The organism is Rhizobacter sp. Root404 (assembly GCF_001425865.1).
In the GTDB taxonomy this organism is placed as follows: domain Bacteria; phylum Pseudomonadota; class Gammaproteobacteria; order Burkholderiales; family Burkholderiaceae_C; genus LMDS01.
The window spans coordinates 328,947-337,087 of sequence record NZ_LMDS01000006.1; the positions used below are offsets into that span (position 1 = coordinate 328,947).

Sequence of the window (8,141 nt, forward strand, 5' to 3'; positions counted from 1 at the left end):
CCAGCCCGCCATCGCCAGCCCGTGCCGACCCCTTGTCCAAGGAGCCTCACGTGCCGACCGTCCCGATGTCCACCCCATTCCTTCCACCCGCCGCACCGCGGCTGTTGCCGCTCGGCGCGCTGGCGGCCGGCTTCGGCCTGCTGGCCGGCCCGGTCGGCGCGCAGACCGCAGTCGTGGCGGCTGCGCCGTCGGTGACGCTGACGCCGGTGGTCGTCAACGGCAAGGCCGAGACCGACGCGAACTCGGTGCGCGCCACCACCTCGACGATCGGCAAGGGCACGCAGGACCTGCGCGACATCCCGCAATCGGTGACCGTGATCACCGAGAAGCTGATGGAGGACCGCCGCATCGACACGCTGAAGGAAGCGCTGCACCAGACCGCCGGCGTCTCGTTCCTCGCGGCCGAGGGCGGCGAGGAGGACATCCGGCTGCGCGGCTTCTCGCTCGCCGCCAGCGGCGACATCTACGCCGACAGCCTGCGCGACCCGGCGTTCTACGAGCGCGACACCTTCAGCTTCGACCGCATCGAGCTGCTGCGCGGCTCGGCCTCGATGCTGTTCGGACGCGGCTCGACCGGCGGCGTGGTCAACCAGGTCAGCAAGATGCCGTTCCTGGCCAACGCATCCCAGGTCGACTTCACCGCCGGCACCGGCAGCTTCATGCGCTTCACCGGCGACTTCAACCTGAAGACCGGCGACACGTCGGCGCTGCGCATCAACACGATGGTCACGCAGGCCACCAACGACGGCAACAAGCTCGACAAGCAGGGCCTCGCGCCGAGCTTCCGCTGGGGCATCGGCACGAACGACGAGTTCCACGTGTCGGGCTACTACCTGCGCAACAACAACGGCATCAACTACGGCCTGCCGTGGGTCAAGCAGACCCAGGCGCAGAGCGGCGCGAACGCGTCGTCGATCGACACCCGCCTCGATCCGAACCACGCCTACTACCAGGCCGCGAGCGACTACAACGCCGGCGGCGCCGCGCTCGCGACGGCCGGCTGGACGCACCGCTTCGCCGACGGCGGCGAGCTCCAGTCGGCCATCCGCCACGGCCGCTACGACCGCGACCAGCGCGCCGGCACGATCCGCTTCTACACGAACGCGAATGCGGCCAACGGCCCGATCGTCGCCGCGCCCGGCCTGGACACGGTGAACGGCGCGACGCGCCTGGTCGAGAACGGTCCGAACAACAAGGTTCAGGACATGACGACCACCTACGCGCAGAGCGACTACAGCAACCAGTTCGGCTGGTTCGGCCTGACGCACAACGTGCTGACGGGGGTGGATGCCGCGCACGAGGTGTTCCACGGCTACGCCACGGTGCTGCCCGCCGGCGTGGTGCTGAACAAGAACGCCGTGCCGTTCACGCTGGACGGCGGCAACCCCAACAGCGTCGACGAAAGCCTGCGGCTGAAGCGCCAGGCGAGCGCGTTCGACGCGAAGGCGCTGGGCGTGTACTTCCAGGATCTGGTGGAAGTCGCGCCGCACTGGAAGCTGCTCGGCGGCCTGCGTTGGGACTACTTCAAGGGCAGCTACCAGACCTTCCAGACCGCCGAGCCGACGACGGCGGTGCCGAACCCGCCGCCGGTCGGCACGCAGCTCGCCGACCGCGGCCGCTCGGACAAGCTGTGGAGCAAGCGCTTCGGCGTGCTCTACCAGCCGACCGACGAGACCTCGTTCCACTTCTCGTACGGCACCTCGTTCAACACCTCGGGCGACACCTACCAGTACGACGCACAGACCGCGAACACGCCGCCCGAGGGCAGCGAGAACTACGAGCTCGGCGGCAAGGTCGACTGGTTCGGCGGCAAGCTGAGCACGCGCGTCGCGGCCTTCTACAGCATCAAGACGAACGAGCGCAATCGCGATCCGGACAGCGCCGCCACCGCCGCGCTGCTTTCCGGCAAGCGTCACGCCGCCGGACTCGAGCTCGAGGCGGCCGGCCGCATCACGCCGGCGTGGGAGGTGTTCGCGTCCTATGCATGGACACCGGTCGCGAAGATCGACATCGGTGCGCCGGGTTCGGTCGCCGGCGTCGGCGAAGGGGCGGGCACCCGCTCGTCGCTGACCCCGCGCCACAGCGGCACGTTCTGGACGACCTACCAGTTCACGCCGGCGTTGCGCCTGGGCGGCGGCCTGAACGCGCGCAGCTCGCAGACGCCGAACCGCAACCCGGCCGGCATCGTCGCGCCCAAGTTCGTCACCGGCGACCTGATGGCCGAGTACACGCTCAGCGACGCGGTCGCGTTCAAGCTCAACGTCAACAACGTCGCGAACAAGTTTTACGCCGATGCGCTCTACAGCGGGCACTACATCCCGGGCGCCGGGCGCTCGATCCAGGTCACGATGACCACCCGGTTCTAGCGAGGGTTGCGCCGCCGATGCTGCTCCACGTCAAGCAAGTCCTGAACGCCGACGAGTTGCGCGAAGCCCGCGCGATCCTGGCGCGCGCGACCTGGGGCGACGGGCGCGTCACCGCCGGCGTGCAATCGGCCCAGGCCAAGAACAACGAGCAGCTGCCGCAGGACGCCGCCGAGACGCGCGCGCTGCAGCAGATCGTGCTCGGCGGGCTCAACCGGCACGCGGTGTTCTTCTCGGCGGCGCTGCCGAAGCGGGTGTTCCCGCCGCTGTTCAACCGCTACGGCGGCGCCAGCAACGCGTTCGGCGACCACGTCGACAACGCGATCCGCTTCCTGCCCGGCGGGCAGGGCGACCGGATCCGCACCGACGTCAGCTGCACCCTGTTCCTCGCCAACCCCGACGAGTACGACGGCGGCGAGCTGACCGTGGAGGACACCTTCGGCCCGCAGCGCATCAAGCTGCCGGCCGGCGACATGGTGCTCTACCCCGGCACCAGCGTGCACCGCGTCGAGCCGGTGACCCGCGGCCATCGCGTCGCGAGCTTCTTCTGGCTCGAGAGCATGGTGCGCAGCGACGAGCAGCGCCGGCTCCTGTTCGACATGGACTCGCACCTGATGCGCCTGCGCACCTCGGTGGGCGAGACCGACCCCGCGGTGATCGGCCTGACCGGCACGTATCACAACCTGCTGCGCCTGTGGGCCGACGCCTGAGCGCAGCGCCTTTTCTCTCGACCGACCCTGAAAGGAAGCCCCCATGAAACGCCAACTCCTGACCCTGTGCCTGGCCCTTGCCGCCGGCGGTGCGTTCGCGCAGCACGCCGAGAAGTGCGAGCCGATCCCGAAGGCAGAGTGGAAGCCGCAGGCCGAGCTCGAGCGCAAGCTGAAGAACGAGGGCTGGACGATCAGCCGCGTGAAGATCGAGAACGGGTGCTACGAGGTCTACGGCAAGAACGCGACCGGCAAGAAGATGGAGACCTTCTTCCACCCGAAGACCTTCGAGGTCGTCACCGCGCCGGCCAAGTGATCGGCTGACGCCGGCGTGCGACCGATGACGCCACCGCTTCGCGTCTGGGACCGCGCGGTCCGGGCGCTGCACTGGGTGCTGGTCGGCGCAGTCGCGCTGTCGGCGCTCGGCCTGGTCGCGCTGTTCGGCGTGCACCAGCCGGCCGGGTATGTCGCGCTCGCGGCGGTCGCGGTGCGCATCGTCTGGGGCGTGGCCGGCACGCGCTACGCCCGCTTCGCCCAGTTCGTCCGCGGGCCGCGCGCCGCCTGGCGCTACGCCCGCGCGGTGGCCGCGCACCGCGAGCCGCGCTACCTCGGCCACAACCCGCTCGGCGCGTGGATGGTGGTCGCGCTGATGGCCTGCGTGGCCGGGCTCGCGCTGACCGGTTGGCTCTACACGACCGACGCGTACTGGGGCGACGAGACCGTCGAGGGCGTGCATCGCGCGCTCGCATGGACGCTGCTCGGCCTGGTCGTCGCGCACGTCGCGGGCGTGATCTTCACCGGCCTGCGACACCGCGAGAACCTCGTCGCGAGCATGCTGCATGGCGACAAGCGCGCGCCCGAGGGCGACGACATCGCGTGAGCGCGGTGCGCGCGCGGTGATGTCGTGCGACGACAAAGCGCGTTCCACCTCGAAGAAATGCGCGTTTCCCCAGTGAAAACTTCTTCTCTTCACCCTACACAGGCATTACCATTCGCTCCGCACGGTGCTATGGAGAAATGAGAGTCCACGCGGCTCTCGCCCATCCCGGGCACATCAACCAACTTTGATGGAGAGAATCAACATGGCAACTGCGAAGAAAGCGCCGGCTAAGAAAGCGGCACCAGCGAAGAAGGCCGCACCGGCCAAGAAGGCGGCTCCTGCGAAGAAGGCCGCGCCTGCCAAGAAGGCAGCGCCCGCCAAGAAGGCGGCTCCTGCGAAGAAGGCTGCAGCACCGGCCAAGAAGCGCACTCCCAACGCCGCCTTCATGAAGGCGATGACCCCGAGCGCCGCGCTCGCTGCGATCATCGGCCCGAAGCCGGTGCCGCGCACCGAGGTGACGAAGAAGGTCTGGGAGTACATCAAGGCCAACAAGCTGCAGGACGCAGCGAAGAAGACGATGATCAACGCCGACGCCAAGCTGAAGGAAATCTTCAAGAAGGCGCAAGTCTCGATGTTCGAGATGACCAAGCTGATCAACGCTCACCTGAGCTGATCGTCGAGTCGCGCGTTCCGCGCGCGAGGAAGAAGCCGGTGCATGCACCGGCTTTTTTCATGTCAGCGCGGCGTCGCCACCTCGAACAGCGCCGCCGCATTGCCCCACGCCACACGCTGCGCCACCGCCGGCGGCAGGTCGCCGAGCCAGACACGTGCGGCGCGCATCAGGTTCTCGTAGTCGCCCCAGCGCGCGTTGATCCAGGTGTCCGAGCCGACCATGAACCGGTCCGGGAACTCGCCGATCAGCGCCTTCCACTCGGCGCTGAGGTGGCCGTCGGCCTCGGTCAGGCCGGGCCGGTACGACAGCTCGCCCATCAGCGTCGGGTAGCGCGCGAGCAGCGCCCGCACCCGCGCGACGGGCGCACCGCCGATGCCGGTGTGGGCCCAGATCAGGCGGGCGCCCGGGGCGTGCCGCAGCAGCCGGTCGATCGCGTCGTCGTCGACATGCGCCAGCACCGCGAGGCTCTTCTGCTGCGCCAGCTGCATCAACTGGCGCGCCACCGGCCCCTCGGCATTCGCGCTGTCGTACAGGTGGAACTCGCCGATGCCGCGGAACGGACCGGCCTTCGTGCCGGCCGCGAGCTGCTGCTGCACCATCGTGTAGATCGTCGGGTCGCCGAACCAGCCGGTGTAGTCGGCGCGGTTGCGGTACAGCCGCACGAACGGCACGACGGTGACGCCGGCCGCGGCCGCCTGCGGCGCTGCCGCGAGGGCGATCGTGCCGTCGTTCGGCCGGCTGTTCGCGACGATCGCGCGCACGCCGCTGCGCTGCATGCGCGCCAGCACGTCGGCGATCGGGAACGGCGCGGCCGCTTCCTCGTTGTAGTGCAGGTGGGTGTCGAACAGCGGGCCGGCGTAGGGCTCGGCGCGTGCGCCGAGCGCCGCGGCCAGCAGCGCGGCGCCGGCGAGCCAGCCGCCGCGCATCAGCCGCGCGCCAGCCGGCGCTCGAGGTAGTCGAGCCGGTCCTGGCCCCAGAAGATCTCGCCGTCGACCACGTAGCTCGGCGCGCCGAACACGCCGATCTCGATCGCGTGACGCGAGTCGGCGTCGTAGCGGGCCTGGACCTGGGGCGCCTGCGCGTCGTCCAGACGCGCGGGAGGCAATCCGCAGGTCGCGAGCAGCGCGGCCAGCGTCGCCTCGTCGGCGATGTCGAGCTCGTCGACCCAGACGCCGCGCATCGCCGCGCCGGCCAGGTCCATCGCCGCGTCGCTGCCGTCGTGCGTGTCGACCGCGATGATCAGCCGCGAGGCCGCGTCGCTCGCGACCGGGAAGAACTTCGGATGCAGGTTCAGCGGCACGCCGAGGTGCTCGCTGAAGCGCTTCAGCTCGACCAGCCGATAGGCCTGGCGCTGCGGCGCCCGCTTGGCCAGCGGCAGGCCGCCGGTGACCGGGAAGACCTGGCTCAGGTCGACCGGCCGCACGTTGATCGTGGCGCCGGCCGCGCGCGCGATGGTCGCGAAACGCTCATGGCCGAGGTAGGTCCAGGGCGATTGCGGCGAGAAGTAGTAGTCGACGGCGAGTCCCATGGCGGTGCTCCGGTAGAGGAGCGCGCAGTCTAGCGACTCGGGGCCGGCGTCGCCGGTGAAGGGTCCTGGGCCTGCGCCGCCAGGCGTGCCGGTGCGTTCAGCGCGCCATAGGCCTCGTACAGGTCGCGCTGCACGATCTCGAAGAAGAAGCGGTCGTCGATCGTCTCGCTGTAGGCGTGGAAGTAGCGGCCGTCGCCGCTCGCGTCGTACAGGAGGTCGAGGGCCTGCATCCGCCGCACCAGCGTCTCGTCGAGCGCGAGGCGTGCGATCAGGTCGTCGTAGTAGTTCGCCGAGATCGGCACGAAGCGCGCGCCGCGCGCCCGCAGCCGCGCCATCGTCGCGAAGATGTCGTCGCAGCCGAACGCGATGTGGTGCACGCCGCCGCCGGAACGGCCGCTCGCGCTGACCTGGCGTGCGGTGCGCGTGTGGTCGCCGACGGAGGTGTTGAGCACGAAGCGCACGCTGCCGCCGGCGTTGGCGACGCCGCGGCTGCGGATCAGGCCGAACGGGTCGGCGAGTTCCAGGCTTTCGCCCCAGGACAGGTCGAGCACCGCGCGGCTGAACAGCGTCCAGGTGTCGAGCTGGTCGTTGGCCAGGCCGAGCGCGATGTGGTCGATCGCGCGCAGGCCAGCGCCGCCGTCAGCCGCCGCGCCGCCCGCGGCAACGAAATCGGCCTCGATGTCCTGGCCGGTCGGCACGAACTGCATCACGATGCCGCCCGGCGACACGATCGCCGGCAGCTCCAGCTCCTGCGCGCCGCGCGGGCTGTCGCAGCGGGCGGAGAGCAAGGCCTGCCCGCGTTCGGCGGCCTGCCGGGGATCGCGGGTCGACAAGCCGATCGTGCAGACGCTCGTACCCTGTTGGGCAAATCGCGCCTGCGCGTCCGAGCCCGGCTGCGCATTGAGCACGAGGCGGATGTCGCCCTGCCGATACAGCGCCACCTCCTTGCTGCGGTGCTGGCCGTGGCGGTGGAAGCCGAAGTGTTCCAGCAGCTCGCCGAGCGCGCGGCCGGCGGCCGGATCGACCGCGAATTCGATGAACGCGAAGCCATCGAACGGCGCCGCGGCGGGCGGATCGGCCAGCGGCACGCGGTCGACGATGTCCGCGTCGCCGGCGCGCTGGAGCCGCCCACGCACCTGGCTTTCCAGATAGAGCAGCGAGCGCATCGCATCGAGCGCAGTGCGCCGGTTCGGCGTCGCGCGGAACACGTCGTTGAAGATCTCGAGCGACAGGTTGCCGGTGTAGCCGGCCCGCAGCACCTGCTCGAAGAAGTGGTCCAGGTCGAACTGGCCCTGGCCGGGGAAATTGCGGTGGTGCCGGGCCCACTGCAGCACGTCCATCGCCATCAGCGGCGCATCGGCCATCTGCACGAAGAAGATCCTGTCGCCGGGGATGGCACGGATGCCGGCGGGGTCGTCGCGCAGCGACAGCGTGTGGAAGCTGTCGAGGATCAGGCCGAGGGCGGGGTGGTCGCCGCGCTGCACGATGTCCCACGCCTGTCGGTACAGGTTGACCCAACGCCCCCACGCCAGCGCCTCGTAGCCGATGCGCAGGCCGCGCCGGGCCCCGCGTTCGGCCAGTTCACGCAACTGCGCGGCCGCGAGCGCGGGGTCGTTCAGCGATTGCGGCGAGGTGTTCGAGCACACCAGCATCAGCGGCGTGCCCAGCGTCTGCATCAGGTCGAACTTGGCCTCGGCGCGGTCGAGGCCGCGCCGGAACAGCGGCTCGGGCATGCCTTCGAAGTCGCGGAACGGCTGGTACAGGTCGATGCCGAGGCCGAGGTCGTCGGCGCGCGACTTCAGCTCGGCCGCGCTGCCGTTGAAGTTGATGAAGTCGGCTTCGAACAGCTCGATTGCGTCGAAGCCGGCGGCCGCGACCGCGTCGAGCTTCTGCGGCAGCGTGCCGCTGAGGGAGACGGTGGCGATCGACTTGCGCATGGCGTGATGGGTCCGCTCAGATGTCGAAGAACACCGTCTCGCCCTCGCCCTGCAGGCGGATGTCGAAGCGGTAGACCGGCACGCCGCTGGCTCCTGTGCCCGTGCCTGGGCTG

The 8,141-nt window shown here is 70.0% G+C and carries 8 protein-coding genes; 5 read left to right on the forward strand and 3 right to left on the reverse strand.

Annotated elements, in window-relative coordinates:
* Nucleotides 1–65 precede the first annotated feature (65 nt).
* The 5 genes from ASC76_RS22270 to ASC76_RS22290 all read left to right on the forward strand — a co-directional run bounded on the left by ASC76_RS22270 (nucleotide 66) and on the right by ASC76_RS22290 (nucleotide 4,563).
* Entirely contained in the window at nucleotides 66–2,366 is a 2,301-nt protein-coding gene (locus ASC76_RS22270; RefSeq protein WP_056472189.1) for a TonB-dependent siderophore receptor, read from the forward strand.
* Nucleotides 2,367–2,383: 17 nt separating this feature from the next.
* A complete protein-coding gene (locus ASC76_RS22275; protein ID WP_056472079.1) occupies nucleotides 2,384–3,073 on the forward strand; it encodes a Fe2+-dependent dioxygenase in 690 nt (229 codons plus the stop codon).
* Between the two features lie 43 nt (nucleotides 3,074–3,116).
* Nucleotides 3,117–3,386 carry a PepSY domain-containing protein gene (locus ASC76_RS22280; protein ID WP_056472080.1) on the forward strand — a complete coding sequence of 90 codons (270 nt, stop codon included), beginning with the start codon at nucleotides 3,117–3,119 and terminating at the stop codon, nucleotides 3,384–3,386.
* Between the two features lie 24 nt (nucleotides 3,387–3,410).
* Nucleotides 3,411–3,950 carry a cytochrome b/b6 domain-containing protein gene (locus ASC76_RS22285; RefSeq protein ID WP_056472083.1) on the forward strand — a complete coding sequence of 180 codons (540 nt, stop codon included), beginning with the start codon at nucleotides 3,411–3,413 and terminating at the stop codon, nucleotides 3,948–3,950.
* 202 nt (nucleotides 3,951–4,152) lie between these two features.
* Entirely contained in the window at nucleotides 4,153–4,563 is a 411-nt protein-coding gene (locus ASC76_RS22290) for an SWIB/MDM2 domain-containing protein (RefSeq protein ID WP_056472086.1), read from the forward strand.
* A 62-nt stretch (nucleotides 4,564–4,625) separates the two neighbouring features.
* Here the strand turns inward: ASC76_RS22290 and ASC76_RS22295 are convergent, their stop codons facing one another.
* Genes ASC76_RS22295 through ASC76_RS22305 form a run of 3 tightly spaced genes read right to left on the reverse strand, consistent with a single transcriptional unit; the run spans nucleotide 4,626 to nucleotide 8,028 of the window.
* The gene (locus ASC76_RS22295; protein ID WP_056472089.1) at nucleotides 4,626–5,489 is read right to left on the reverse strand and encodes an amidohydrolase family protein; all 864 of its coding nucleotides are present in this window, start codon (nucleotides 5,487–5,489) and stop codon (nucleotides 4,626–4,628) included.
* Entirely contained in the window at nucleotides 5,489–6,091 is a 603-nt protein-coding gene (locus ASC76_RS22300) for a 2-hydroxychromene-2-carboxylate isomerase (RefSeq protein ID WP_056472091.1), read from the reverse strand. Before ASC76_RS22300 ends, ASC76_RS22295 begins: the two co-directional genes overlap by 1 nt.
* Nucleotides 6,092–6,120: 29 nt before the next feature.
* The gene (locus tag ASC76_RS22305) at nucleotides 6,121–8,028 is read right to left on the reverse strand and encodes a bifunctional sugar phosphate isomerase/epimerase/4-hydroxyphenylpyruvate dioxygenase family protein (RefSeq protein ID WP_056472095.1); all 1,908 of its coding nucleotides are present in this window, start codon (nucleotides 8,026–8,028) and stop codon (nucleotides 6,121–6,123) included.
* Nucleotides 8,029–8,141: the final 113 nt, after the last annotated feature.

What these genes read in the sequence shown, in the direction of transcription:
- ASC76_RS22270 (WP_056472189.1), top strand. Translation starts at nt 66, where the DNA reads ATGTCCACCCCATTCCTTCCACCCGCCGCACCGCGGCTGTTGCCGCTC.
- ASC76_RS22275 (WP_056472079.1), top strand. Translation starts at nt 2,384, where the DNA reads ATGCTGCTCCACGTCAAGCAAGTCCTGAACGCCGACGAGTTGCGCGAA.
- ASC76_RS22280 (WP_056472080.1), top strand. Translation starts at nt 3,117, where the DNA reads ATGAAACGCCAACTCCTGACCCTGTGCCTGGCCCTTGCCGCCGGCGGT.
- ASC76_RS22285 (WP_056472083.1), top strand. Translation starts at nt 3,411, where the DNA reads ATGACGCCACCGCTTCGCGTCTGGGACCGCGCGGTCCGGGCGCTGCAC.
- ASC76_RS22290 (WP_056472086.1), top strand. Translation starts at nt 4,153, where the DNA reads ATGGCAACTGCGAAGAAAGCGCCGGCTAAGAAAGCGGCACCAGCGAAG.
- ASC76_RS22295 (WP_056472089.1), bottom strand. Translation starts at nt 5,489, where the DNA reads ATGCGCGGCGGCTGGCTCGCCGGCGCCGCGCTGCTGGCCGCGGCGCTC.
- ASC76_RS22300 (WP_056472091.1), bottom strand. Translation starts at nt 6,091, where the DNA reads ATGGGACTCGCCGTCGACTACTACTTCTCGCCGCAATCGCCCTGGACC.
- ASC76_RS22305 (WP_056472095.1), bottom strand. Translation starts at nt 8,028, where the DNA reads ATGCGCAAGTCGATCGCCACCGTCTCCCTCAGCGGCACGCTGCCGCAG.